This is a genomic window from Carboxylicivirga sp. M1479, from assembly GCF_007097485.1.
Taxonomy (GTDB): Bacteria; Bacteroidota; Bacteroidia; order Bacteroidales; family Marinilabiliaceae; genus Carboxylicivirga.
In genome coordinates, this window is the sequence record NZ_VKDE01000008.1 from 97,888 (window position 1) to 124,263 (window position 26,376).

19 protein-coding genes are annotated in these 26,376 nt (G+C 38.9%); 7 read left to right on the top strand and 12 right to left on the bottom strand.

What is annotated here, in order from left to right; all coding sequences use genetic code 11:
* Nucleotides 1-507, top strand: a complete 507-nt coding sequence (locus FNN09_RS07145) for a ferritin (RefSeq protein ID WP_143300924.1) — start codon at nucleotides 1-3, stop codon at nucleotides 505-507.
* 77 nt (nucleotides 508-584) lie between these two features.
* On the opposite strand, the gene FNN09_RS07150 is transcribed toward FNN09_RS07145, so the two are convergent.
* A complete protein-coding gene (locus tag FNN09_RS07150) occupies nucleotides 585-2,393 on the bottom strand; it encodes a glycoside hydrolase family 15 protein (protein WP_143300925.1) in 1,809 nt (602 codons plus the stop codon).
* A gap of 249 nt (nucleotides 2,394-2,642) precedes the next feature.
* Between FNN09_RS07150 and FNN09_RS07155 the strand changes: the two genes are divergently transcribed.
* Nucleotides 2,643-4,850: a bifunctional alpha,alpha-trehalose-phosphate synthase (UDP-forming)/trehalose-phosphatase gene (locus FNN09_RS07155; protein ID WP_143300927.1), complete on the top strand. Its 2,208-nt coding sequence runs from the start codon at nucleotides 2,643-2,645 to the stop codon at nucleotides 4,848-4,850.
* 93 nt (nucleotides 4,851-4,943) lie between these two features.
* Here FNN09_RS07155 and FNN09_RS07160 read toward each other — a convergent pair whose 3' ends face one another.
* Genes FNN09_RS07160 through FNN09_RS07170 form a run of 3 tightly spaced genes read right to left on the bottom strand, consistent with a single transcriptional unit; the run spans nucleotide 4,944 to nucleotide 10,604 of the window.
* The gene (locus FNN09_RS07160; RefSeq protein ID WP_143300929.1) at nucleotides 4,944-6,317 is read right to left on the bottom strand and encodes an efflux transporter outer membrane subunit; all 1,374 of its coding nucleotides are present in this window, start codon (nucleotides 6,315-6,317) and stop codon (nucleotides 4,944-4,946) included.
* Nucleotides 6,304-9,459 carry an efflux RND transporter permease subunit gene (locus FNN09_RS07165; protein ID WP_143300931.1) on the bottom strand — a complete coding sequence of 1,052 codons (3,156 nt, stop codon included), beginning with the start codon at nucleotides 9,457-9,459 and terminating at the stop codon, nucleotides 6,304-6,306. Before FNN09_RS07165 ends, FNN09_RS07160 begins: the two co-directional genes overlap by 14 nt.
* 5 nt (nucleotides 9,460-9,464) lie before the next feature.
* Entirely contained in the window at nucleotides 9,465-10,604 is a 1,140-nt protein-coding gene (locus FNN09_RS07170) for an efflux RND transporter periplasmic adaptor subunit (RefSeq protein WP_143300933.1), read from the bottom strand.
* A 176-nt stretch (nucleotides 10,605-10,780) separates the two neighbouring features.
* Here FNN09_RS07170 and FNN09_RS07175 point away from each other — a divergent pair, with 176 nt between their 5' ends.
* The gene (locus FNN09_RS07175; protein WP_143300935.1) at nucleotides 10,781-11,269 is read left to right on the top strand and encodes a PaaI family thioesterase; all 489 of its coding nucleotides are present in this window, start codon (nucleotides 10,781-10,783) and stop codon (nucleotides 11,267-11,269) included.
* 351 nt (nucleotides 11,270-11,620) lie between these two features.
* Here FNN09_RS07175 and aroC read toward each other — a convergent pair whose 3' ends face one another.
* Complete coding sequence (gene aroC, locus FNN09_RS07180; RefSeq protein ID WP_143300936.1) at nucleotides 11,621-12,697, bottom strand: chorismate synthase; 1,077 nt, start codon at nucleotides 12,695-12,697, stop codon at nucleotides 11,621-11,623.
* 306 nt (nucleotides 12,698-13,003) lie between these two features.
* A complete protein-coding gene (locus FNN09_RS07185; RefSeq protein ID WP_143300938.1) occupies nucleotides 13,004-13,546 on the bottom strand; it encodes a peptidylprolyl isomerase in 543 nt (180 codons plus the stop codon).
* A 457-nt stretch (nucleotides 13,547-14,003) separates the two neighbouring features.
* On the opposite strand from FNN09_RS07185, the gene FNN09_RS07190 reads away from it, so the two are divergent.
* From FNN09_RS07190 to FNN09_RS07200, 3 genes are all read left to right on the top strand, one after another.
* Nucleotides 14,004-14,294 (top strand): hypothetical protein, encoded by a 291-nt coding sequence (locus tag FNN09_RS07190; protein ID WP_221932442.1) that lies wholly within the window; start codon nucleotides 14,004-14,006, stop codon nucleotides 14,292-14,294.
* Between the two features lie 145 nt (nucleotides 14,295-14,439).
* Nucleotides 14,440-16,842 (top strand): TonB-dependent receptor, encoded by a 2,403-nt coding sequence (locus FNN09_RS07195; RefSeq protein WP_143300942.1) that lies wholly within the window; start codon nucleotides 14,440-14,442, stop codon nucleotides 16,840-16,842.
* A gap of 760 nt (nucleotides 16,843-17,602) precedes the next feature.
* The gene (locus FNN09_RS07200) at nucleotides 17,603-18,760 is read left to right on the top strand and encodes an MBL fold metallo-hydrolase (RefSeq protein ID WP_221932443.1); all 1,158 of its coding nucleotides are present in this window, start codon (nucleotides 17,603-17,605) and stop codon (nucleotides 18,758-18,760) included.
* A 514-nt stretch (nucleotides 18,761-19,274) separates the two neighbouring features.
* On the opposite strand, the gene FNN09_RS07205 is transcribed toward FNN09_RS07200, so the two are convergent.
* Entirely contained in the window at nucleotides 19,275-19,532 is a 258-nt protein-coding gene (locus tag FNN09_RS07205; protein ID WP_143300944.1) for a hypothetical protein, read from the bottom strand.
* Nucleotides 19,533-19,897: 365 nt separating this feature from the next.
* On the opposite strand from FNN09_RS07205, the gene FNN09_RS07210 reads away from it, so the two are divergent.
* Nucleotides 19,898-21,526, top strand: a complete 1,629-nt coding sequence (locus tag FNN09_RS07210) for an AMP-binding protein (RefSeq protein ID WP_143300945.1) — start codon at nucleotides 19,898-19,900, stop codon at nucleotides 21,524-21,526.
* Between the two features lie 197 nt (nucleotides 21,527-21,723).
* Here FNN09_RS07210 and FNN09_RS07215 read toward each other — a convergent pair whose 3' ends face one another.
* The 5 genes from FNN09_RS07215 to pepF form a co-directional block, all read right to left on the bottom strand.
* Nucleotides 21,724-22,053, bottom strand: a complete 330-nt coding sequence (locus FNN09_RS07215; protein ID WP_143300947.1) for a TraR/DksA family transcriptional regulator — start codon at nucleotides 22,051-22,053, stop codon at nucleotides 21,724-21,726.
* A gap of 5 nt (nucleotides 22,054-22,058) precedes the next feature.
* The gene (locus tag FNN09_RS07220; RefSeq protein WP_185968920.1) at nucleotides 22,059-22,628 is read right to left on the bottom strand and encodes a trans-aconitate 2-methyltransferase; all 570 of its coding nucleotides are present in this window, start codon (nucleotides 22,626-22,628) and stop codon (nucleotides 22,059-22,061) included.
* Between the two features lie 81 nt (nucleotides 22,629-22,709).
* Nucleotides 22,710-23,588 carry an FKBP-type peptidyl-prolyl cis-trans isomerase gene (locus FNN09_RS07225; protein WP_143300950.1) on the bottom strand — a complete coding sequence of 293 codons (879 nt, stop codon included), beginning with the start codon at nucleotides 23,586-23,588 and terminating at the stop codon, nucleotides 22,710-22,712.
* A gap of 16 nt (nucleotides 23,589-23,604) precedes the next feature.
* Nucleotides 23,605-24,063 (bottom strand): FKBP-type peptidyl-prolyl cis-trans isomerase, encoded by a 459-nt coding sequence (locus FNN09_RS07230; protein ID WP_143300952.1) that lies wholly within the window; start codon nucleotides 24,061-24,063, stop codon nucleotides 23,605-23,607.
* Between the two features lie 306 nt (nucleotides 24,064-24,369).
* Nucleotides 24,370-26,244 (bottom strand): oligoendopeptidase F, encoded by a 1,875-nt coding sequence (gene pepF, locus FNN09_RS07235; RefSeq protein WP_143300954.1) that lies wholly within the window; start codon nucleotides 26,242-26,244, stop codon nucleotides 24,370-24,372.
* Nucleotides 26,245-26,376 lie beyond the last annotated feature (132 nt).

Genomic DNA, 26,376 nt, shown 5'->3' on the forward strand with positions numbered 1-26,376 from the left:
ATGCTTAAGAAAAAGGTTGAAGAAATACTGATTAATCAGATCGAAAAAGAGGCTTATTCGTCTAATTTATATTTGGCTATGGCTGTATGGGCCGATACCAATGGTTACGAGGGAACAGCTAATTGGTTATATGCTCAGGCTGAGGAAGAGCGTATTCATATGATGAAGTTTATTAAATATGTGAACGAACGTGGAGGAAAAGCTATTATTCCTGCAATTGAGCAGCCACCTGCTGATTATAAGGGAATAACAGAGGTTTTTGCTCAGGTATACGAACACGAACAGTATGTTACTGAGTTGATTAGCGGTGTTGTTGGTGTTTGTTTAGATGAGAAAGACTTTACTACACACAATTGGATACAGTGGTTTGTAACAGAGCAAATTGAAGAAGAAGCTTCAGTAGCTGCTATCAATGATAAATTACGTTTGTTAGGCGATCATAACTTGTATATGTTCGATAGGGATATTATGGGATTAAGAGGACAAGTACCTGCCAGCGCAGAGTAGTTGTTATCTTTTGCATATAAAATAAGAAAGCCGGCTATCAGCCGGCTTTCTTATTTTATAAACGATTGTGAATTAAATTATTGTCTAATCGTCTTCATAATTTCTTCTTCTTTTGATATTTCATCACCCGCTAAGGTTATTGCTGTTTCAATAATAGCTAAATGCGAGTAGGCTTGTGGGAAATTACCCAATAAGCGCCGTGTTTTAAAATCTAAGTCTTCGCTAAACAAACCTAAGTGATTTGAGCATGCTAACAGAGCTTCAAATTTACGCGTGGCTTCATCTTTTAGTCCGATTTTATAAAGGCTGTTAATTAGCCAAAATGAGCAAATGGTAAAAGCAGATTGAGGCTCGCCAAAATCATCTTCATTTTTATAGCGGAACATCAAGCCGTCGTGCTCAAGCTCTTTTTGAATGGCCAAAACAGTTTTTTTATAACGCTGATCATCCGCTTTAACAAAACCATATGATTCCATTAATAAAACTGCTGCATCCAGATCGTTTGATCCATAGGATTGTGTAAAGGTATGCTTGTCTTCCGACCATGCATTTTTATGTATGTCGGCGGCAATTTCTTCCTCCAACTGCTTCCATTCTGCTGCGTAGGTGTCTCGGCCTAATAAATGAGCAATTTTTTGAGCTCGATCAATGGCAACCCAACATAGTACCTTGCTAAAGGTAAAGTGCTTACCTTCACTTCTTATTTCCCAAATACCCTTATCAGGCAATTGCCAGTTTTCATCAACAACTTTAACAATATTCCGAACGATCGTCCAAAGGTCTTCGCTGTTTCCAAGTGTGCTTTTAAACTGTTCGAAATATTGAAGAATCACATCCATGAGGATACCATAGATATCATTTTGTTTTTGAATATAGGCCGCGTTGCCAATTCTTACAGGCTTAGTTCCTTCGTATCCCGACAGGTGGTCTAATTCTATCTCATGCAGGTTTTTCTCACCATGAATACCATACATGATTTGCATTTTCTCTCCCTTATCGGGCATTAGAGAAATGATAAAATTAAGATAGCGCTCAGCGATACGTTCATGCCCCAACTGAGTCATGATTTTAACCACCATGGAGGCATCTCTAATCCAACAGAATCGGTAATCCCAGTTACGAACTTCTCCAATTGTTTCTGGCAGAGAAGTGGTAAGAGCAGCCAAAATAGCGCCCGATTTTTGATAATTCAAAAGTTTTAAAGTCAGTGCACTACGATTGATTTCGTTCTCGTACTTTTTAAAACTTGTGGTTTTATCAGACCAATTGAGCCAGTATACTTTGGTTCTTTGATGCTTTAAATAGGATCGATCTGTTGTTTGCTTCAGTAACTTTTGATTATAACTTAACAGTAAAAATTCGTTTTGCTTGATGGTTACTGGTAGTTTATTCTTAATGCTTTTTTTATCAAACGAAGAATAAAGGTAAATGGAGTCGTACTCGCCATCAGTAGTGTAAGCCTTTATGTATTCCTCTTCAACATCTACAGTTGTATTGGGTAAGGCATATTCTAACTTTGGTTCAAAATTAATAACAACATTTACCGACCCTGATATGTGTTTGATGTAGCGAACAATATCAGGCGGTGTGTAATAAACGCCACCTTCGTTTCGATATCGTGGCATGAAATCGTGCAATTCAAAAACACCTGAAGCACAAGTGAATTTGGTTACTAATATATTGGTTCGAGGAATATAGAACTGTTCTGTTTCATATTCTTCAGTAGGTCTAACACTAAAGAATCCACCTTTCTCATCATCCAGTATTTTTGCAAAGGTTGAGGGAGAGGCAAAATGCGGTAAACACAACCATTCAACCGAACCGGTTTTTGAAACCAACGCTGCGCTTCGGCAGTTTCCAATGATACCATAATCAAGGTTCTTCATACGCAAATCAACTTATGCTATTTCAATAATAAACTTCTTTCCACAAACAAAGATTAAGTGATAAAAATGTATATTTGCTTGTAGTGCAAAAAAAAAGGTATTTTTTTAATAATACTACTATTTACAGTTTTCTTTTATAAAATCATTAAGAACAACTTTTGTACTATTAAATTCCACTTCTAAACAAAGTAAATTTCAAAGAAGTAATTAATTGTTTATCAACTTATTCAGTAAATCAAATATAAGCCTATGTCGAAACTTCACATTGTGGCCAACAGGTTGCCATATAGTTTAGTAAAAGAAGAAAATGAATACAGTTTAATAGAAAGTGTTGGAGGGTTAGCTACTGGCATGAAATCGGTTTACACCGAATATGGTGGGAAATGGATAGGTTGGTCTGGCGTTAATTCTGATGAGTTATCAAATGATGAATCGACAAAAATTGATCAATTATTAGATGAAAAGAGTTGTGTAACAGTACCCTTAAGTGAGCAAGAGATATTAGAGTATTACGAAGGTTTTAGTAATAAAACAGTATGGCCTTTGTTTCATTATTTTACCCAATATGTTGATTACTCACCTGAGAATTGGGAAACCTATAAGCGCGTAAACCAACGATTTGCTGATCGCGTATTAGAAGTTGCTGAAGATGGAGATACTGTATGGGTGCATGATTATCAATTGCTTTTGGTGCCTGAAATGATCAAGTCTGTGAAACCAAATGTAACGGTCGGTTTCTTTTTACACATTCCTTTTCCTTCCTATGAAGTATTTCGTATTCTTCCGTGGCGTATGGAGTTATTGAAGGGAATGCTGGGTGCTGATTTATTAGGCTTTCATATTTACGATTACGAACGTCACTTTTTAAGTTCTGTTCGTCGACTATACGGATATGAAATAGCTTTTAACCAGATTCATGCAGGTAATCGAATTATAAAAGCCGATTCGTTCCCAATGGGTATCGATTATGAGAAGTTTAGGAAAACTTCGACCATGGTTATGCATAAGACAATTCAAGAGCGATCGGACTTGCATAAGGAGCTTGAGAAGTATTTTATGACATCTCCCGATCGACGATTAGTATTATCCATCGACCGTTTGGACTATACAAAAGGTATCCCTCAACGTTTGAAAGCTTTTCGTAAGTTTCTGGAGAAGTATCCAGAGTTTCATGGTAAAGTAACTCTGATAATGTTAGCGGTGCCAAGCCGTGGACAGGTAGAAGAGTATGTAAACCTGAAAAAGGAAGTAGATGAGCTTGTTGGGAATATCAATGGAACCTATGGGAATATTAACTATACCCCTGTGTGGTATTTTTACAGAGCTATGCCATTTGAGAATTTGGTAGAACTTTATAATATGTCAGATGTGGCATTGATTACACCATTGCGCGATGGAATGAATTTGGTAGCCAAAGAATATGTGGCTTCGAGGGGTAATCAAACGGGTGTAATTGTATTAAGTGAAATGGCGGGAGTAGCGCAGGAAATGGGAGAGGCCATTACAATTAATCCAATTAATGAAGATGAAATTGCAGCGGCATTGCATACCGCCCTTACAATGCCTATTGACGAGCAGAAAGAAAGAATGAAGTTTCTGCAGGAGCGAATTCAGCGTTATTCGGTGTTTAAGTGGGCGGGTGAGTTTGTTAATGCTTTAGAGAATGTTAAGCGTATTCAAAAGGAGTTTCTTGTCAAGAAAATTACCGATAAGGTGTTTACTGAGATTAATGATAAATATAAGAAGGCGGGTAAACGTGCTATTTTCCTTGATTACGATGGCACCCTTACTTCTTTCCATAAAAATCCACAAGAGGCAACGCCAAACGAGGAGTTATATACCATTCTTAATCGTTTAATTGCCGACGAGCGAAATACCGTTACAATTATTAGTGGGCGCGATCGTTATACCCTAGAAAAGTGGTTTGCTGATGTGCCAATTAATTTGATATGCGAACATGGTGTTTGGCTTCGCAAACATGGTGAAGAGTGGCAAACAATTACAAAGGTTAATAATGATTGGATGCCAATAATTCGTCCGGTTTTGGAGCGTGTTGTTGATCGTACGCCAGGTTCATTTATCGAAGAAAAGAATTATTCACTCGTGTGGCATTATAGAAAAGCCGAGCCAGAACAAAGCCTTATTCGTGCCAATGAGTTGAAAGATGAGTTGCTGGATTTAGTGGGTAACCTAAATCTGGAGATAATGGAGGGTAGCAAGGTTATTGAAGTGAAAAGTGGTGGTATTAATAAAGGTATTGCTGCTAATCAGTTTATTCATAACGAGAACTTTGACCACATCATTGCCATGGGGGATGATTGGACTGACGAATACATGTTTACCGAACTGCCAAAAGAGGCCGTTACAGTTAAGGTTGGTATTCAACGTACTAGTGCCAACTTTAAATTGGAGTCGGTGGATGCTGTTCGACAATTCTTATCCCAATTGGGAGAGTAAGCGATTGTTGAATTAAATTGCACATACAATTGTCATAAAAAAAGCGTTGCCCATAAATGAGCAACGCTTTTTTAGTATTTGAATATTTAAAGCTTATTTCCAGCCTCCACCTAATGCTTGGTAGAGTTTTACATAAGCTTCTAACAAATCTTGTTTATTACCTGTTTGCGACATTTGAGCATCAAATGCTTGTCGCTGACTTTCAAGAAACTCGATGTAACTAGCAATACCTTTATCGTATCTATCGCCTGATAACGTTGCGGCTTCTACAGCTGCCTCAACGTGCTCCCGAATGGCTAGTTCTTCTTCTTTTAAAGTTTCGATGTTAATAAGGGCATCTTCAACCTCTTTAAAAGCATTAAGAACCGTGTTCTCATACTGATACACTGCTGCTTCGGCTCTTGCTCGTTCGGCCTTTACTCGGTTTTTATTTTTACCCCAATTGAAAATTGGGCCTAACAGACTACCACCAATACTCCATGCGGGATCGCCAGATGCAAACGTACTTAAGTCATCGCTGGCCAGTCCAAACATACCTGTTAAGCTGATGGATGGTAAGCGTGCCGCTTGTGCTGCTCCTACTAATGCATTTTGTGCTACCAACTGTTGTTCCGCCATTAAAATATCAGGCCTTCGATTAAGGATGTCGGCAGGCAAACCAGCTGGTATTTCAGGTACCTCAGTGTAGGCATCTAGGTTACTTTCTAACTCAATGCTTTTGGGGTTTTCACCAATTAAAACACTTAAAAGGCTAGCCGAACGCGCAGCATTTCGTTTGTAAACAGGAATGGCAGTTGCTGCAATCGCCTTTTGAATACGCGAATGATTGACGTCAATGGCAGGAATAATACCTGCCTCAAAGCGTTCTTTCAATATCAGGTATGAACTGTCGCGAATAGCATATGTTTGTTGTGCAATCAATGCTTTTGTATTAAATTCCATTACCTGAAAATAGGTTGCAGCCACCATTGATATCAATGATAAGCGCAGAGTATTTAATCCATATTCCGACGCTAAGTATTGAGCTTTGGCTGATTCGTTCATTCGTCGAAGTTTACCCCAAAAGTCAATTTCCCAACTGGCTTGTGCTACAGCACTGAAGTTACCGGTGGGTTCTGGTAATTTAAATCCTTGAAAATTACCTCTCCCCGCAGATCCTGAATAGTTGAATTGAGGCCACAAGTCAGCTTTTTGAATAGCCATTTGTAAGCGGGCTGCCTCAACATTTTGAGCCGTTGCTAACAAATCCTTATTGTTCTCAAGTGCTTTATTTATTAGGGTATCCAGAATAGGGTCATTAAATAGATCCCACCACCTTAAAGTTTCGTTATAAGTTGTATCTCCGTACGCAAACATGAAACTAGCAGGTGCTTCCATTTCTGGGCGCGTATAATTTTTACCCATTTTACAACTACTAACAAGCAGTATTCCAAGTGTAAAAAACAGAATGTATTTAGTCATTTTCATCGGTCGTCTTTGTTTGGTTAGCAAGCTCTCTTTTTTCTTCGTATTTGGCTATTTTTCCAATGAATACGAATAGCATCGGATACATAACCACACCAAGTATTGTTGCGATTGTCATTCCACCTAATAAGGCCATTCCCATTACTTTACGGGCTTCGGCTCCAGCCCCGGATGCAATTACCAGTGGAAGTACGCCAAGAATAAAAGAAAAGGCTGTCATTAAAATAGGTCTGAATCGTAAGCGTGCCGATTCGATGGCAGCATCAAATAGACTTAAGCCTTCGTCAAACTTAATTTTGGCAAACTCAACAATAAGGATGGCATTTTTTGCCGCCATGGCAATGAGCATTACCAAAGATATTTGCATAAAGACATTGTTCTCAAAACTAGGACTAATGAAACGTGCGAATAAAACAAATACCATGGCGCCTAATACGGCAAATGGCGTTCCCAGCAAAATGCTAAAAGGTAAGGACCAACTTTCGTATTGAGCGGCTAAAATGAGGAATACAAACAGTAAGGCAAAAACAAAAACAATGTTGCCTGATCCACCAGCCTTTTTCTCTTGATAAGACATGTTAGCCCATTCGTACCCCATTCCTGGAGGTAATACTTCTTGCGCTACCTCTTCAAGTGCACTCAGAGCTTGTGCCGATGAGTAACCTTCAGCAGGTGATCCTGATAATTCAACTGAACGGTATAAATTAAATCGGTTAGTGAAGTCAGCGCCATAACTTTTTTCAACGGTTACTAGAGATGATAGAGGCAAGCTTGCTCCATCTTTATTCTTAACAAAGAACATATCTAGTTGGTCGCCGTTTAACCTGAACTCAGGAGCAGCTTGCAGATAGGCCTTGTACAAACGACCAAAACGGTTGAAATCATTGATGTATGCTCCTCCTAAGAAAGCACTGATTGTGGTGTACAAATCGTTTAGCTGAACACCTGCTTTCAATGCCTTGTCGCGATTAATATTTAATCGGCGTTGTGGCACATTCGCTCTAAAAGTAGTAAATACATTGGCGATTTCAGGTCGCTTTTGCACCTCAGCGATGAATTTAGCAGTTTCTTCTGCCAGATATTGAGGTGTATTACCTTGTTTATCTTGCAGCATTAATGAAAAACCAGAGCCACTACCTAAACCTGGAATGGCAGGAGGACCAAAAGAAAACACCTGAGCTTCTTTGATTCCTTTGTAAAATAGAAAATTAAGCTTTTGAGAAATCTGGTTTGCTTTAAGTTTTCGATCACTCCAGTTTTTTAAGGTTACAAAAATGATACTTGAGTTGGTAGACATACTACCTGACAAAAGGTTGTAACCAGATACAGAAGCAACACTGCTGATTTCATCTACTCCATTTAAGAGGGTTTCAACTTCGTCAACTACTGCCTGGGTTCGTTGTAATGAGGCAGCATCTGGGAGTTGTACATTCACAAAAAGATAACCTTGGTCTTCTTCTGGAATAAAACCACCTGGAATGAAACGGCCAACCACAACAATTAAAACTACTGTTGCACCAATAAAAATCATGCTACGTGTAATTTTACGCGCCACGATATTGGTTATTTTCATGTATTTGACAGAGCTTTTGTCAAAGGCCTTGTTGAAAGAACTGAAAAACCGTCCGAGCAGTCCGGATGAAGGCTCTGTCTTACGCAGCAGTATAGATGCCAAGGCAGGAGACAATGTTAAGGCGTTGACAGATGAGAAACAAACCGATACTGCCACCGTAATAGCGAATTGTTGATAGAGTCGACCTGTTATTCCCCCCATTGATGCTACTGGGATAAATACAGCAATTAACACCAAAGTGGTTGCAATAACCGGCGCAGTAACCTCTTTCATGGCAGCAATAGTAGCTTCCCTGCTATTCATGCCTTTTTCAATATTCACCTGCACAGCTTCAACTACTACAATGGCATCATCCACCACAATACCAATAGCCAGAACCAGTCCTAAAAGTGATAGAGTGTTAATAGTAAAACCTAACATTGGAAAAATGGCAAAAGCACCAATTAAAGAAACTGGAATTGCAACGGTAGGGATAAGTGTTGCTCGCCAATCTTGTATAAATAAGAATACCACTAAAATAACAAGAATAAGAGCAACAATCAGCGTGATAGCTACTTCTTTAAGTCCGGCAGTAATTGGAGCCGTTGCATCTAGAGCTACATCGTATGTTACACCTTCAGGAAATGAAAGCCCAAGTTCATCCATGGTTTTAAGAATTTCCTCTCCCATGGTTACGGCGTTGGTGCCTGGAGACTGATAAATTGCGATCAGTGCACATGGCTGGCCTTTAAACTGAGCGTTGGAATTGTAACTTTCTGTTCCCAGCTCTATGGTTGCAATGTCTTTTAATAGTACCTGGCTTCCATCGGGGTTAGTGCGAATAGCTACCTCACCGAATTGATCTGCTGTTACCAAACGATCCGGTAAGGTAACAGTGTAAGTGTGTTCTGTTCCAACGGGGGCAGGCTCGGCACCAAATTTACCTCCAGGAACGATTATGTTTTGCTCGCGAATGGCGGCTGTAATTTCAGGAACGGTCAAGTTGAGCTGCGACAGGCGGTCTGGTTTTATCCAAATTCGCATTGAGTAATCGCTGGCGCCCATCACTTGTACGCGACCAACACCATTAACACGTGCTAGTATATCCTGTATGTTAATGATGGAGTAGTTACCTAAAAATTCCTGATCAAAACGTCCATCACTATAAACGGCTAGAGCCATTACAATACTACTCATACTTTTTTCAGTAGTAACGCCCAGGCGCTTTACTTCTTCTGGAAGTTTGGCTGTTGCTGCCGATGCTCTGTTTTGAGCAAAAACGGTGTTCATATCTGGGTCGGTACCCACTTCAAACGAAATGTTAATGGCCATACTGCCATCATTGGCATTGGTTGATTTCATGTAGATCATATTCTCAACACCATTAAGCTGCTGCTCAAGAGGTGTCGCTACCGATTGTTCTACATTTAGTGAGTTAGCCCCTGTATAATTGGCTCTTACCTGAACCATTGGAGGGGTTATATCCGGAAACTGTTCCATTGGTAATTGCAGTGCAGAAAGACCTCCTACAATAAGAATTACAATGGCAATAACCATGGCCACTATGGGCCTTCTTACAAAAAAACTTCCCATAATTGTTACTGATTACTGCGTACAGATTTAAACTCTTTTTCTTTTGGTGCTACTTTCATTCCCGTACGAACACGGTTAAGACCTTCCATAACAACCCGCTCATTTTCATTGAGGCCTGATGAAATTATTACCATGTCCATTAAAGTTTGTCCTATTTCAACGGAACGGTATTCAACTTTATCTTCTGCATCTACCACATAAAGGTTGTATTTCCCTTGTACCTCTTGAAGGCACTTAATTGGAATTATAACCACATCATTAGGATTCTCAATTGTCAGTCGTAGTTTAGCAAATTGCCCTGGACGAACAAGTTCTTCCGGGTTTGGAAATGATGTTTGAACCATTAGCGTTCCGGTTGTAGGATCTACATTTCTACCCACGAAATCGACCTTTCCTAGGTAAGGGTGTCTACTGCCATCGGCAAAAAAGAGTTCTACCTCTGCTTTTTGTTGTTCACGTGTGTTTTTTACAGCTTCTCTGGCTTTTGCAAAATTAATGATGCTTAAATATTGCAGTTCGGTTAGGTGAAACTGAACAAGAATCGTGTCTAGGCGAGAAACAGTATTTAAAACCACTGGGTTTGGTTCGCGTCCAACGTAATCGCCTACTTTAGCTTGCGAGCGTCCAATTAATCCATTAATAGGAGAGTATATTTTAGTGTAACCTCGTTGTATTTTGGCATAATCAAGCGATGCTTCCGCTGCTTCCAATGAGGCTTTGGCAGCACCAAAATTAGCTAATGCGGCATCATAATCACTTTGACTAACGGCGTTAGTCTCTGCTAATGGTTTGTAACGTTTGTAGTCACTCTCTGTTTTAACCAGGTTTGTTTTGGCTTGGGCGACAACACTTAACGCTTCAGCTACTTTGGCATTTAATGGAGCAGGGTCGATTGAATATAGCAATTGCCCTTTCTTAACATTTCCTCCCTCATCAAAATGGATACCCTCAAGGTAGCCATCAACTCTGGCTCTGATTGAAATATCAAATAATCCATAGGTCTGACCCACAAACTCTTTATGCAGAGCTATGTTTTCAGTTTTAGCTGTGTAAACGGGGATATCTGGCAGGCCCACCTGAGCCTTTTTATTGTTACAGCTCACGAGAGCTGTAATTATCAGTAATACTAATGCTATGTTTCTCATAGTTTGTAAGCTTGATTAGTCGATTATAAAATTAGATTTTAAGTATTCGTAAAAGTATAGAAATTTAACGCTAACGCATGCTAGTTGTTGAATGTAAATGCTAATAATTATTAACAAAACAGGTATCTTTTACGATTGTTTCAATATTTTAGTCTACATAATGTAAAAAAGGAATAATGGAAGGGTTTAAAAAGATTAGTAATCCGTTTATTAAACAAAAAGGCGAGATATATAATTGCATTGGCTGTTCGCCCAATAATCAAATAGGATTCCATTTAGAGTTTTATGCCTCAGATCATGAAGTGGTCGCCTTTTGGGATGCTACCACGAATTTTGAAGGTTATACCAATGTTGTACATGGCGGAATACAAGCAACTTTGCTGGACGAAATAGCCAGTTGGTATATATACGCGATGTTGGATACGGCTGGAGTTACCAAACGTTTAGATGTTGAGTACCTGAAACCGCTTTATGTGTTGGGAGGTCAGGTGAAAGTGAAAGCTAAGCTTAAAGAAAAGAATGCTAAGTCAGCGCTGATTGAGACAGAAATAGTTAATTCAAAAGGAGTGGTTTGTTGTAAAGCGATTGTGGAGTATTATTTATTTCCGCCTAATGTAGCTAAAGCCAAATACATGTACCCTGGTAAGGAAGCATTTTGGGAATAAAAAAGCCCCGTTCACTTTGGAAAGAGTGTAAGAACGGGGCAAGGGGAAAACAACCTGTTAGGAAAGATTAAACGAATATAATACAAAACAATGATTGCTCTGCTGTGTAAGTTTTGTCTTTGTGACTAACGGGTGGTTTTATTAGATTAAATTGGAGAATAATTCCATTAATAACTTTTGCTAAACTATCTAAAGCTTTACTATTACCATAAAAACGCCTCTGTTAAAATGGTTTTCCTATGTTGAATCGGAGATAGGGGAATGTGTGTTGTTGGGCTAAGTGTTTAATTATTGATAGAAGTTATGAGCAATAAAAAAGGCTGTTCGTTGGAACAGCCTTTTTCTATAATATTATTTATACATTTTATTGACCAGTATATGATCGGCAATGGTCATGGCTGCCATGGCCTCAACAATTGGTACTGCTCGCGGCAATACACAAGGATCATGTCGCCCATGGGTGGTTGACTTTATCTCTTCACCATCTTTGTTAACAGTGTTTTGTTCCATTAATATGGTGGCAATGGGTTTAAATGCTACATTAAAGTAGATATCTTCACCATTGCTGATGCCTCCCTGTATGCCTCCTGATCGATTGGTTTTTGTTCTTACCCGATCACCATCCATGTAAAATTCATCGTTGTGCTGCGAGCCTAGTAAATCGGTTGCACCAAACCCTAAACCATAATCAAAGCCTTTTACCGCATTAATGGATAGCATGGCCTGACCTAAAGTAGCATGTAACTTGTTAAATACCGGATCGCCAAGGCCTACTGGTGCATTTTTAATTACACAGCTTATTACTCCTCCAACAGAATCTTTGTTTTTGCGAATAGTATCAATATAAGTAATCATTTCATTGGCCGTTTCAGTATCCGGGCAACGCACAATGTTACTTTCGGTATTGGCCAAGTCAAGTTGTTGATACTCCTTACTTAGCTGAATTGAACCGACTTTTGATGTGAAAGCTTGTATAGTAATGCCTTGCTGTTGAAGCATTAATTTGGCAATGGCACCTGCCACCACACGTGCAATGGTTTCGCGAGCCGATGAGCGTCCGCCACCACGGTAGTCGCGTATACCATATTTACTTTGGTAGGTATAATCGGCGTGCGATGGACGATAGACATCTGCAATATTTCCATAATCATTGGAACGTTGGTCTTTGTTCCAAATAACAAAGCCAATAGGCGTACCAGTAGCTTTTCCTTCGAATATGCCTGATAAAAATTGTACTTTATCTTCTTCATTTCGAGGCGTTGTAATCGATGATTGTCCCGGACGTCTTCTATCCAATTCATTTTGAATAAAGTCTTCATCAATTACAGTATTGGGCAATACACCTTCGATAACTCCTCCAACAGCTTTGCCATGCGACTCGCCAAACGAAGTAAGTTTAAACAATGTTCCAAATGAATTTGCAGACATATGATGTAATATATTTATGGTTTGTTAAAAAATGATGCGCAAAAATAAGCGATTATAAGTGAATGCCCAAGGTATTAAAGGTTTTTAGTACTACTCTTTGTAATGGAATGAAGTAGTTGAGCTGATGATTATCAGTTTAAAAAAGAAAATGATTAGAAAAACCAAACACTATTTACAAGTAATTAGCCTCCACTTGACTATGTGCTTGGTTTGATAAATACCAAAATAATTTGAATATGGATTTCTTTGGCATTAAAAAAGGGAGATGAATAACACCTCCCTTTTAAAAATATCTTAATGGATAAATTATCCGCATGAGCAGCCACCGCCGCAACCGCCACCACCTGATTCAGAGCCACAGCCTCCAGAACCACATGACTCAACAAGCTCATCTTCTGAAGCCTCGCGTACCTCAAGTACTTCACCTTTAAAGAAAAGGTTATCGCCAGCCAATGGGTGGTTAAAGTCCATTTTAACTTTTTCGTCACCTAATTCAAGAACTAAACCGTTTAAACGGTTGCCGTGTGCGTCTTGCATTGGTACGTGGTTACCTACAGTAAGAAGTTCCTCGTCAATTTTTCCTTCTACTTCAAAAATGTTCTTTGGAATTTCAACAATAGCATTTGGGTTAACTTCACCATATGCTTCACCTGCTTTTAGTTCAAAATCAAATGCAGATCCTTTTCCAAGACCTTCTAGTTTGTTTTCAAACATCTCCAACATTTTACCTGCGCCAAAAACAAAGCCAAGCGGAGCATCTGCTTCCGTTTTTTCAATTACTTCACCTTCGGTGCCGTTTGTGCGTAACTCGTAGGAAAGGGTAACGAATTTATTTCTTCCTATTTCCATTTTATAAAATTTAGTATGTTATTATTTTCTTATTAATGGCTTCTCACTTATCAATTATTGCGCCAACTTTTATTTACTGACAATGCTTCATGCTAACTGACAACTAGTCGAAAAGCGCTGCAAAGTAAATCAGTTTTTTAAAACCTGACAATCAATCGTAATAAAAAGACAGCAGAGTATTAAAAATGTTCAAGGTAAAAAGCATTTTTAGGCTGAAAAAAAGATAAAAACAGCAGCTTGTATCAATAAATTATATGCTGAATTAATCTGATTCATTAATGATCTCTTAATTATTAAAGTATCTGTAAGCTTAATATAGAACTCATTAATGACATAACATTCCAATGCAAAATCCCCAAATGTAGGTATTGGCGGAATTAAAGAATTTTTTCATTTTTGCATCGTGATAAATAAGTATATAAAATACCAAAAGGTCTTAAATAGCCTAGCCATTCTCATGGTTATGCTGTTTGCTGCACAAATAGCAAGCAATGCCTTATTTTATCACACACATACCATCGACGGTAAAGTGTATAGCCATTCGCACCCTAGTTGTGATGGTCATTCACATGCATCAGCTGATTTTGCTTTTTACCAACAATTGCAAAATATTTTAGCAGAAGAGAAGCCTAAGCTTCTGAGTGATATTTTACCGATATATCTTGAGGTAATTAGCATAGATGTTAAGGCTCAATTATCAGACTGCCTATTAAATAATAATGCTGGCAGGGCTCCTCCTGTGGCATAGTAAATCTTTCTTTATTAAGTATTTAGTGACTTGTTTTATCCTTATAGACTAAGGTTAAAGCAGAGTTGTAAAATCATTTTGTCAATTATCACACAACCTAATATTAACTCATAATCTAATAACAGATTATTAAACCTATCTAACAATGAAGTATCGTATAACGAAAGCTTTATTACTATTAAGCCTTTTTATTGTTTCTGGACTTGTAATGGCGCAAACCCCGCCACCAGAACCTATGTGTAGCATTCAAGGTGTTATTACATCTGAGGGAAACCCCTTACCATTTGCCACCATCACTATTAATAATACCACCTTGGGAGCAGCATCTGACATACAAGGAGAATTTGGGTTCGGCTACATTCCTGAAGGAGAATTTATTGTTAAAGCTCAAGCAATGGGGTATAAGCCAAGTGAACAGCTTGTTACGTTTAAAAATGGTGTGGTATCCAATATTGATTTTGAATTGGAAACCGATGTTCTTGGACTTGAGCAAGTGGTTGTTACTGCAGATCGTAACGAAAAGAAGCGAAAAGATGCTTCGACTATTGTAAATACTTTAACACCCAAGTTACTTGAGAATACACAAGCCATTTCCATTGCAGAAGGATTGAATTATGTGCCTGGTCTGCGTCTTGAGAATAATTGCCAAAACTGTGGTTTTACACAAGTACGTATGAACGGTTTGGATGGCGCTCACTCACAAGTACTGATTAACAACCGTGCTGTATTTAGTAATCTGGCTGGTGTTTATGGATTAGAGCTAATTCCATCGAGTATGATTGAGCGTATTGAAGTTGTAAGGGGTGGAGGTTCCGCTTTGTATGGAAGCAACGCTGTGGCTGGTACCATTAATTTGATTACGAAAGATCCAATGTCGAACTCATACGACTTAACAACTCAGTATAATTCGGTGGGATTAGGTGGTGATGGTCAAGCGCAAGGCGACTATTCGGTAAATATGAATACTACCATTGTAAGCGATGACAAAAGAACAGGCTTAGCACTTTATGGTTTTTATCGTGATAAAGACCCTTACGATGCGAATGATGATGGCTTTTCTGAGATAGCTCAAATTGAGAACCTGACAATGGGTGCTCGTTTATACCACCGTATTGATTACAGAAATAAAGTGACTCTTGATTTTATGCGTATTAATGAGGAGCGAAGAGGTGGTAATATGTTTGATTCTCCTCATCATGAAGCAGATATTTCAGAAGCCGTGGATCATAAGATTACGACAGTGGCTGCCACGTACGAGCGATTTATTGGAACAGGGAGCATGTGGTCGGTATACGGCTCTACTCAAAATGTTGATCGAGCATCGTACTACGGAGCTGAGCAAAGCTTACAGGATTATGGACAGACCGACGGATTGACTTATAACGTGGGAACACAATTCAAAACAGATTTTGGAAAAAACAGCCTTGTTACTGGTATCGAACTGGTACACGATGATATGTTTGACCAGAAATTAGGCTACCCTGATTATTCAAATCCATTACCAGATGGTGGTTTTGAGCACGTACCAAATACCACTATTACTGATCAGAATAAAAATGTATACGGTGTATTTGCCCAGTATGATCGTCAGATAGGGCCTGTTAAAGCGTCTTTAGGTGGTCGTTTTGACCGTTATGAAATTACTGACCTGGATCATAAAGAAGGCAATAACGATGGCAATGTGTTTAGTCCGCGAGTTAATTTATTGTGGGATGTGATGCCAGCCTTGCAATGGCGTGTAAGTTACTCACAGGGCTACAGGGCGCCTCAGGTATTTGATGAGGATTTACATATCGAAACTTCAGGCTCGCGAAAAGTGGTGTATGCTAATGATCCTAACTTAAAGCAAGAAACAAGTCATTCATACATGACTTCATTTGATTTTAACCATCGATTTGGTGTATGGAATGTGGGGCTTTTGGTAGAGGGTTTTTATACCAACTTGGATGATGCCTTTTCAAAGTCTCCTGAATTTGACGAAGAAACAGGTATTACAACATATGTTCGAAGTAATACCGAGGATGGTGCGGTTGTTAAAGGTGTTAATCTAGAGCTAACAGCTACACCTAACGAAAAAATTTACTTACGTGCTGGTTATACAACTCAAAGCAGCGAATATGGTGAAGCAGTTGAGTTGGGTGAAAGTGATTTCTTACGTACACCAAATGATTATGGATTTTTCTCATTGGATTATAATCCAACATCTAAATTAACTTTGATTGCAAGTGGTACTTATACAGGTAAGATGAAAATTGCCTATTATGGTTCAGAACTTTTACCTGGCGAAACACCAATTGTTATTGGAGATGAGGATCCTGGGGTAATACGTACTACACCAACATTTTTTGACTTAGGCCTTAAGGCAGAATACGATCTTAAAATTGGTGGCCTGCCAATTAAAGCATTTGCTGGTGTGAAAAACATTTTCAATTCATACCAGGATGATTTTGATTCGGGAATTGACCGTGATCCAGCTTATGTTTATGGACCAACCAATCCACGCACTATTTATGCCGGATTAAAGTTGAGCAATGTATTCGGACATTAGAATAAGATAAAGTATCACACTTGAAGCCTGGTTTTGCCAGGCTTTTTGCGTTTTTATAAGTGTCAGTTCCAACAGGAAGCTAAGATCCGTGACAGGAGGCTGAATGTAGTTAACAGGGAGGTGGATGTATCTAACAGGAAGTTCAAATCATTAACAGGGGCATGTGGTTTAGTAACAGGAGGGCTAGATTTTGATGATTTAGGTTTCCTGTTGATGATTAGGTGCTCCATTTGAATGATAAGGTGTTCACAGATGAATTGTTGGTGTCTTTAAGTTTGTTTAATACTAATAATCGACTAATTAATTCTGCTCCCTATTTACATTACTTATGTCTCAAGCCGACGGGCTTTTCATTTTTGCCTACAGCTGCAAAAACGGAAACAAAAAAAGCCGTCGCTGACATGGAAAAACTAAAAATCATTGCTCTTCACTGAAAGAAAAGAACTCACTGCGTTCAAACAGCTTTTCTTTTTAACGCTTCGTTTAATGATTTTCTTAACGCTTTTACATGAAGGCGAATTCAATACCCTAAAATTATTTACTATGACCATAACTGCTTTACTTTCTATTCAATGCAACGCATTTAGCTAAATTGGTGGTAATGTTTGTTTAATTGTGCAGTTAAATGGGTGCAGGTGGTTAATTATAAATTTATCCGATTATTAACCATCGGTAAAATGTATACAACTTGTGCTAATTTGTATACATCATCGCACAAAATACCCATTACTTTTGTTGATGTTAAAATGAAATGATTACAATGAGTAAAAGACGAAAAATAATGATAATAGGCATCAGCATTATAGTGGCTTTGGTATTACCAGTTGTGCTTTTTATGGCTTTTAGTCCTCAGTTTGGAGGTATAGCCAGTAAGGAATCACAAGCAGGGTATAAGCAATCGTCGCAGTTTAGAAATGGAAAGTTTGCTAACATCAATGATGAGAAAGTGAATATGTCGGGTGATAATTTTATGGCCATGATTAAGGAGCAGTTTAACATGCATCCGAATGCAAGGCCTAAACCTGCACCTGAGTTGATAACCATGGATTCAGCTGATATTGCCAATTATAAGGGCGATACGCGTTTATTTTGGTTTGGGCATTCATCATTTCTCATACAAACAGCAGGGAAAAATATATTGATTGACCCCATGTTAGGACAGTCGGCCTCGCCTGTGCCTTTAGTTGGTGTTAAACGTTTTAATGCTGAATTACCAATAGACATAGAGCAATTGCCAAAGATTGATCTGATCCTCATTTCACATGATCATTACGACCATTTGGATTACGGATCCATTCTAAAATTAAAAGACAAAACGGATGCGTTTTATACGCCTCTGGGTGTTGGTTCACACCTAAAAGAGTGGGGTGTAGATGCTAAGCGTATTACTGAATTGGATTGGTGGCAAGAAACGCAGGTAGGCAATGTAGTGTTGGCTTGTACTCCCGCACAGCATTTCTCGGGACGCGGTAAATGGTTTTCTGATCAGGCATCTACCTTGTGGTGCTCATGGGTGATAAAAACACCGGAAAAGAATCTGTTCTTTAGTGGAGATAGCGGCTATGGTAAGCATTTTTCTAGCATTGGTGATAAATATGGCCCGTTTGACTTGGCCATGATGGAATGCGGACAGTACAATGAGCTTTGGAAAGAAATACACATGATGCCCGAAGAGACCATTCAGGCAGGTAAAGATGTGGGTGCTAAATTAGTGATGCCGATCCATTGGGGTGGTTTTCGTTTGGCCATGCACGATTGGTTAGATCCTATTACAAGGGCAAGTGCTAAAGCCAGTGAAATGCAAATCTCCTTGTTAACACCTAAAATTGGTGAGGGTATTGTGTTAAATGGGGATGTGCCTCATACAGCGCACTGGTGGAAACAGCACGAAAGCGTTAAGTTGGTGGTAAATGATTAAATAAGCAGTTCATCTATACTTAAGTGTTAGAGGTTTAATAAACGATAGAGTAGATAAATTTTATGTCGAACTCGGGTTAATAATAATTTGTAACGCAAGGAAGCAATGAGATACCCTGTTTTGTGAGGCGTTTTTCCTTTTTTTTGCATCGTCCAAAGAGAAACAAAACGCTAGTCCCATTGATGCTACCACCCGCTCGCCTTTGGAACAGGTCACCGCACTGTCGAAATTGCATTTCGAGTGGGCAAGGAGGTTAGCCAAAAGTATAGGGAAATACTAAAACAAACTACACGAGAGAACTCGTGCCGCAAAGGGTATCGCTTCTGAATTAAACAACTCCAGCTTTCAAATAGGTATCTACTGTTGATAAGTCACTACCTTCATTCGGTAAATGGCGATATACGGTTGCTAAATCGTTTTTGTAAGGCACTAAATCGATGTCATAAATTGCTTAACGAAGTCAGTCAGTCATCAAATCCTTGCTGTAGATAGCTAAACTGGCTTATAAGTTATATCAATCGCATGCTAAACTGGCTAAAATCCATCTGGCATTGTAATAATCCTTTGTTACTCTCGATAACATGCCATCTACAGTGGTTAAAAAGCCATCTGCAAAGGATAAATCGCCTTTTACATTGGATAAAATCCATCTTGTAAAAGACAGAACCCCCTTGACATTTACTACCAGCCATGTTGTTTTACCTAAAACGCCATCTGCATTTAATATTACCCCTTCTGCATCAGCTACCAGTCTATCTGTTGTATGACCCAAAAGAATGAATCATGATTATTGTTTTTTGTAAAATCATTGATTAGAAAGTACACTGTTTATTTATCCACAAGAATATCTATTGATCCGAAAATTGCTTTTAAAACTAATTATACCACCCCGCCTGTCGGCACCCCTCTTAAAATTCATGAGGTGACGGTTTTTCATACCTCACCTCCTTACCAAGAAGGAGTACCATGAAGTGGGAATGTTAAAATGCTTATAAAAGCGAATTCACTAGGATAAATTCAACAAAACAGTGTGATTTAATTAATAATTTATATTTTCAAGGCTCATTTACTTATGATTCGAACTAAATCGCAGGTAAATGATTCCAGAACAAAACATAACTAATTAAACCACACATCGTGAAAAATCTATTATCGTACGACCATGGAACGTCGGACACGCCCTTGTTGGGCATTACCATTTCGGAGCAATTAAAGCAAACGGTTGATAAGTATCCCCAAAAGGAGGCTTTGGTAGTTCCTTATCAAAGCTACCGTGCCACTTACAAAGAATTTTGGGAGCAAGTAGAAGAAGTTGCCAAAGGAATTTTATCCTATGGCGTTAAAAAGGGTGAGCGCGTAGGAATATGGTCGCCTAACCGTTACGAGTGGGTGTTGGTACAATTTGCCACTGCTCGCCTGGGTGTTATCCTGGTAAATGTGAATCCGGCCTATAAAGCTGCGGAGCTAAAATATGCCCTTAAACAATCGGAAATTAGCCTTTTGATTATGTCTAAAGGCTTTCGCCAGACAAATTATTCAGATATACTGGGAGAGGTAAGAGCCGAATGTATCCATCTGAAGCATATTGTTGTTATTGACCACGATTGGCAAACATTAATTGAAGCTGGTAAATCCATCAACACCGAACGATTAGAGGCGATAGAGGCTGGTCTTCAGTTTGATGATGCCATTAATATTCAATACACTTCGGGTACAACAGGATTTCCCAAAGGATCGACTTTGTCGCACCATAATATTTTGAATAACGGCTACTTTATAGGGCAGCGATTAAAATACACCGCAGATGATCGTGTTTGTATTCCTGTACCTCTTTATCATTGTTTTGGTATGGTGCTGGCTAACCTGGCCTGCATAACGCATGGTGCCTGCATGGTGTTAACTGGCGAAGCATTTGTTCCCGAGGCTGTTCTAAAAACGGTTCAGGATGAGAAGTGTACTTCTTTGTATGGTGTTCCATTGATGTTTATTGCCGAGCTGAATGATCCTAGCTTTGATAAATACGATTATTCAAGTTTGAGAACGGGCATTATGGCGGGAGCATCGTGTCCTGAGTCAACCATGAAGGCTGTGCGAGAAAAAATGAACATGCGAGAGGTGGGAATCTGTTATGGTATGACGGAGACCTCGCCTGTAAGTACTCAAACCTTTGTTGATGATAATGATTACCGTCGTTGTGCTACGGTTGGTAAAGTGCATCCTCATATTGAAATTAAAATTATTGATCCGGAAACCGATGGCATTGTAGCACGTGGTGAACGAGGTGAGTTTTGTACGCGTGGTTACTCGGTAATGCTCAAATATTGGAATAATCCTGAGGCAACGGCATCGGTAATTGATGATGGACGCTGGATGCACACAGGCGACCTGGCTGTTATGGATGATGACGGCTATGTTCAGATTGTTGGTCGCATAAAGGATTTAATCATTCGCGGAGGAGAGAACATATCGCCCTTTGAAATTGAAGAGTTCCTGCATCAGCATGAGGCCATTAAGGATATTCAGGTGATTGGTGTTCCTTCAGATAAATATGGTGAAGAAGTGATGGCATGGATAGTGCTAAAAGAAGGAAGCACAGTAACTAGTGAGGAGTTACATGCCTATTGTAAGGGGCAAATAGCCACCTTTAAAATTCCAAAATATTGGAAATTTGTTTCTGAGTTTCCTACCACTGTAACAGGTAAAGTACGCAAAGTAGAAATGCGCGAGATATCAGCCAAAGAGTTGGAGCTGGAGGTTCGTCATTAGATACAGACAAAGGCTGCCTGGTGAAAGTACTCTTTTGCCGGGTGGTTTAAATTAGTGCTTGCAAGAAAACTCTGTCTCTGATAAGAAGGCTTTATTTTTGAGGCTTGTGAAGTTCGAAAAATGTGAGTTTACTAGTGTAAATGACCATTTTGAGAACAAGCTTAACGAAAAAAATGAAGTTTTCTTGCAGAGACTAATTAACGAGCGCAACGCATGCATTTAAGGCTTTCGGGCATTAAAACTAAGCGGCCGGGTTGTATGGCACCTTTGCATTTGATGCACAATCCAAAATCAGCATCATGAATGCGTTCCAATGCATCATTCAGGTTTTTAAGCTTACTCTCGGCTTGCCGTAATGCTGCATCGTTCACGCTTTTATTGTTGATGGCATCCATACGACTTACGCGTCCAATGGCATCGTCTGGTGCTATGGCTTGGGTTAGTTCTTTTAATGACTTTACCTTGCGTTCAACTATTTCAATTTGTTTATGAATGAGGGGTTTTATTTCATCAACATTTACAGGCATCGTGTTTATTTTTTTCGTGCAACAAGTAGGATGGAGTCATCTTCTTTAAATTCTTGGTAAGTATCAATGTGCACTATTTCAAAGGATGCATCAAATAGTTCTTTTAAGGCCTCAATTTCGTAATAGTTGAAAAGCATACCTTCGTAATTCTCCTCGCCAGTACCTTTCCAAAATGTATGAAAAATCAAACCATCTTTTTCCAGTACTTGTGCTTGGCGTTGTATTGATGCACTAAGGTCCTTAGCTGTTAAGTGGTGCAATACTTTGTTAGAGTAAATGCAATTGAAACGTTTGGGTGTTTTTATAGTTACCGCATCCAATACCATTATTTTCACTTCAGGATGCTGACGCTTATATAATTCGGCAAAGGTAAACGAGAAATCAGATCCCACCACATGATAGCTTTGCCTGATGTTATCCAGATCTTTACCAGGCCCCATACCCAGTTCAAGTGCTTTATAGCTTGGAGGTATATGTTTTTTAAACTGTTCATAAAACCAAAGTCCATCGTAGTCGGCAGTCATTTCAAGATACTGCTTAACGTTTTCTTCTTTTTCGAAAAATGATTCGCTCATAATACATTTGATTGAAGTGCAAAATACAAAAAAGCCCTGAATCATAGTGAATCAGGGCTTAGATACTTTTATAATCGTATTTTAATGAACATCTAATACATGCATGTCAAATACTAAAATGCTGTTACCTTCCATCGTTATCTTACCAGTAGTAGTATCGTATTGATCGTTACTGCCATAGGCCAATTGCGATGGGCAATATAATACAACCTTGCTTCCTTTTTTTAGCATTGGTAGCATGGTTCTCCAACCTTCTATAAAGCCGGTTACAGCCATATAGTTACCATACTGGTCTAATGTTTCACCACTATCAAATTCTTCGCCACCGTCAAGGAAAGTACCCACATAGCTTACTTTCACGGCAGATGTTGAAGTTATTGGTAAGGCTTCTTCATCGCCCTCTTCAATTATTTCATAATATATCCCGCTCTCATCCTTTACAGCCTCAATTTGATTCTCAGCTAAGTAAGTTGAAATGATAGCATCATCAATTTCTGATTGATCTTTCTTAACGTTGATGTGATAAATCATTACAGTGTTTTCTTTACCATAAATATATCCGTATGCATCTCGACAAAGTAAAGATGGAGAATATAAGGTTATTTCACCCTCTTTATTAATCTGGCTCAAACCAATTTGAAAACTATATGGAAGAGTACTTAGGTTTGAAGTGTGGTTTTTTTCATTATCGTAAAATGACACACCATCAATGGTTTCGCTTGTGAATGAAAATGTTACTTTGTCATCCTGTGTGTTGTCTTCGCCAATAGGGGCTCCTTCACCCATTTCTAATATTTCGTAATATAAACCAGAAGCATCACGCTCTGCATTTATTTCTGGCCTTGCAGCTAGATATTCACTAATAATTTTTTCATCAACCACGGTGTAGTCAACATACTCATCTTTCATACAGCTTGCCAATAAAGGCAATAGCAATGCTAATACAGCTACCTTTCTCATTATCTTCTTTTACTTTTTATTGGAAATCAATCAATTTAACTTCAAAAATTAATGGTGTGTTGGGAGGGATTGAACCACTACCTTTAGTGCCATATGCCAGGTGCGATGGACAATACAACATGGCTTCTCCACCTTCTTTAAGCATTGGAATACCAATTTTCCAGGCATCAATTAAACTACTCAATGGGTAATTGTCCAGTCTGCCCGAATCAAAAACTTCACCATCTAAAAATGTACCAGTGTACCTAACTGTAATGCGCGATCCCGGAGGTGCGGTATAGTCACCTGTGCCTGGTGTTACTATCTGGTAATATAAACCTGATGAATGCTTTTTTGTGATGTCTGACAAGTTGTTATCAGCCAAATAGGTCTGAATCTTTTCATCATCAATAGCTGCATAATCCACTTCTTCATCATCTTTGCTACAGCTAATTAGTAATAGGCCCATTAGGCATGCCAATAGTACATTCTTCATTGTTAATGTTTTTTGAGCATCAGTTTTCCCCGCTTGATGCAATAGTTAGATACAGTTTTAATTGAAAGGTTGCTTCAGTTATTAAAAAAAATTACCGAAACATGATAGATTTGAGAAAGGATAGCTGCAAAAATAAGCTTTATCAGCTAAATGCAAAATAAGTAGGGCTTAAAAGTAGCTTGTGTCGTGTAAGTAGTTGTAAAAAGGGTTGTACCTTTTAAAGCTTTCAGCTAATTTAAGATACAACCCTTTGTTATGTATTGTTCAGTTGTTTGGGCAATATGTAGGTAGCCCTTTCAACTTTTGTTATTTCTTTTTATCCAATATGCTTTCAATTTCGTCCATAATGCCATTCATGGCTTCAATGGTTTTGTCAAAAGGTTCCGACGATGTCATGTCAACACCAGCTGTTTTCAATAATTCAATTGGGTAATCAGATCCACCGGCAGATATAAATTCGATGTAGCGCTTTTTAGCTTCTTTGTCGCCAGCCAACACTTTAGCAGCTAAAGCCTGCGATGCTACAAAAGAAGTACTGTATTGATATACGTAAAAGTTCATGTAAAAATGAGGGATGGCAGCCCATTCAGCGCCAACGTTTTCTTCAACGGTACATACGCCTTTATCGTGGCCGTAATATTTACGCGTAAGGTCGCCATACATTTGGGTTAGTACCTTACCTGTTAATGGTGTCCCTTTTTCAGCAGCTTCGTGTATGGCTAATTCAAATTCGGCAAATTGTGTCTGGCGGAATAAGGTACCTTTAAAACCATCCAACATACTCATCAATAAGGATAAACGCATGTCGTCATCCTTTAGCTTTTTTTGCATCATGTCGTTTAACAGTACCTCGTTAAATGTAGATGCTACTTCAGCAACAAATGTGGCATAGTCGGCCGTTGCAAAAGGCTGCGTCTTGTTTGAATAATAACTGTGCATGGTGTGTCCCAGTTCATGCGTAAGCGTACTTACCTCGTTGTACTGACCCGTGTAATTCATTAGTATATATGGATGTACATCGTATGCGCCACCATTGGAGTATGCGCCACTTCGTTTGCCTGTATTTGGGTAGATGTCTATCCAACGGTTCTTAAACGCATGGTCAACCACTTCAATGTACTCTTTGCCCAAAGGTTTCAATGATTTTAGGATTAACTCCTGAGCTTCTTCGTAGCTGTACTTTAACTCAACACCTTTAACTGTAGGTGCGTAAATGTCGGAATACATTAATTCATCAACACCTAACATGCGCTTTTTTAATTCTAAATAACGGTGGAAAGTGCCCAAATTGTTATTGACATTTTGTACAAGAGATTTATACACTTCAACGGGTATATTGTTGGCTTTAACGGCCGATTCAAGTGCCGAATTGTAGTTACGTGCTTTCGCACGGAAAACATCCACCTTTATCTGACCATTCAGCATTTCACCATATGTTCCTTCGTATTTTAGGTAGTTATCCCAATATACTTTTGTGGCTTTCTGGCGTACATCACGATCAGTAGAAGAACGAGCCATGCTGAAGTTAGCAGGCGTTAATACTTTCTCTTCACCGTCAATTGTCATTTTAACACGTGGCATTTCAGCATTGCTAAATACGCTAAAAGCCGAGTTAGCAGTTCCTGTAATCATACCTGTTTTGGCCATTACCGCTTCCTCCAACTCCGTTAAGGTGTGTTTTTTCATGCGGTAGACATCCATTAAGCCCATTTTGTATATCTCCAACTTAGGCTCTTCGGCAATAAAAGCTTTCATAGTGGCCTCTGGTATTGCAGCTAATTCTGGCGTTACGTACGATGCCTTTTGACCGTATTCAACAAAAACCTGACGAATTTCTTTAACCCTCGAGGTGTTATCAGCATCGCGTAAATCGGCATCAGATTTTAGTGAGGCATAAATGTATAAGCGGTAACCTTCTTTCATTAACTCTTCGGAATACTGCATGTAAGAGAGTAAGTCGGCCGCAGATGTGCCTAATTTTCCCTTGAAGTCTGCAACTTGGTTCATTTGCTCAGCTAATTTCTCTTTCGCTGATGACCAAGCGGCATCACTTTCATACAAATCTGTGAATTTCCATTTGTATTGATCCTCAATTTCAGAGCGATCTTTTTGAGCAAACGTAGGTAAACTTGTTGCAAGCATCAGAATTACTGACAACAAGGTTGTTGTTAAATTTTTCATGTGTTTATAATTTTGTTATTCTCTGACATAGAGTTTGTTTCAAAATAAGTTGTAAACGCCAAGAAGTTAAATTTTCATGTTCATGCTCGAGGCAATAGTCCTGTGTGCTTAGCGTTTGAAGTCAGTTTCATA